The 1,015-nt window shown below is 47.7% G+C and carries 1 rRNA gene; it reads left to right on the forward strand.

What is annotated here, in order from left to right:
• Positions 1 to 276 precede the first annotated feature (276 nt).
• A 16S ribosomal RNA gene (locus KT99_RS19850) occupies positions 277 to 1,015 on the forward strand; the annotation flags it as partial.

Consider the following 1,015-nt stretch of genomic DNA (forward strand, 5'->3'; position numbering starts at 1 on the left):
GTCTACGGCGGTGCTATCAAGCACCAGCTCTTTAACAATTCAAAACAAGAAATCTGTGTGGACACTCACAGGTGTTGAGTTATTCGAAATCATTTTCTACTAGCTAGTAAATGAGAATAAAAACTTACTCAATGATATGAGTGTTCATAATTGGAATCATTTATGGTTTCAAACAATTTATGTACAAACGTTTTTAAGATTCTTCCGAATCTTTTAAATGGATCAGAATTCATTGAGCCGATGTCATCATCGAAAGAGGATGCATCAAAAGAACTTTAATTGAAGAGTTTGATCATGGCTCAGATTGAACGCTGGCGGCAGGCCTAACACATGCAAGTCGAGCGGAAACAGGAAGGTGCTTGCACCTTTGCTGTCGAGCGGCGGACGGGTGAGTAATGCCTAGGGAACTGCCCAGTCGAGGGGGATAACAGTTGGAAACGACTGCTAATACCGCATACGCCCTACGGGGGAAAGGAGGGGACGCGTTTTTCGAAGTGCGCCTTTCGCGATTGGATGTACCTAGGTGGGATTAGCTAGTTGGTAAGGTAATGGCTTACCAAGGCGACGATCCCTAGCTGGTCTGAGAGGATGATCAGCCACACTGGAACTGAGACACGGTCCAGACTCCTACGGGAGGCAGCAGTGGGGAATATTGCACAATGGGCGCAAGCCTGATGCAGCCATGCCGCGTGTGTGAAGAAGGCCTTCGGGTTGTAAAGCACTTTCAGCGAGGAGGAAAGGTTGTAGTTTAATAAACTATAGCTGTGACGTTACTCGCAGAAGAAGCACCGGCTAACTTCGTGCCAGCAGCCGCGGTAATACGAGGGGTGCAAGCGTTAATCGGAATTACTGGGCGTAAAGCGTACGCAGGCGGTTTGTTAAGCAAGATGTGAAAGCCCCGGGCTCAACCTGGGAATTGCATTTTGAACTGGCAAACTAGAGTCTTGTAGAGGGGGGTAGAATTTCATGGTGTAGCGGTGAAATGCGTAGAGATCTGAAGGAATACCGGTGGCGA

Origin of the sequence: Shewanella benthica KT99 (genome assembly GCF_000172075.1) — a bacterium.
Taxonomy (GTDB): domain Bacteria; phylum Pseudomonadota; class Gammaproteobacteria; order Enterobacterales; family Shewanellaceae; genus Shewanella; species Shewanella benthica_A.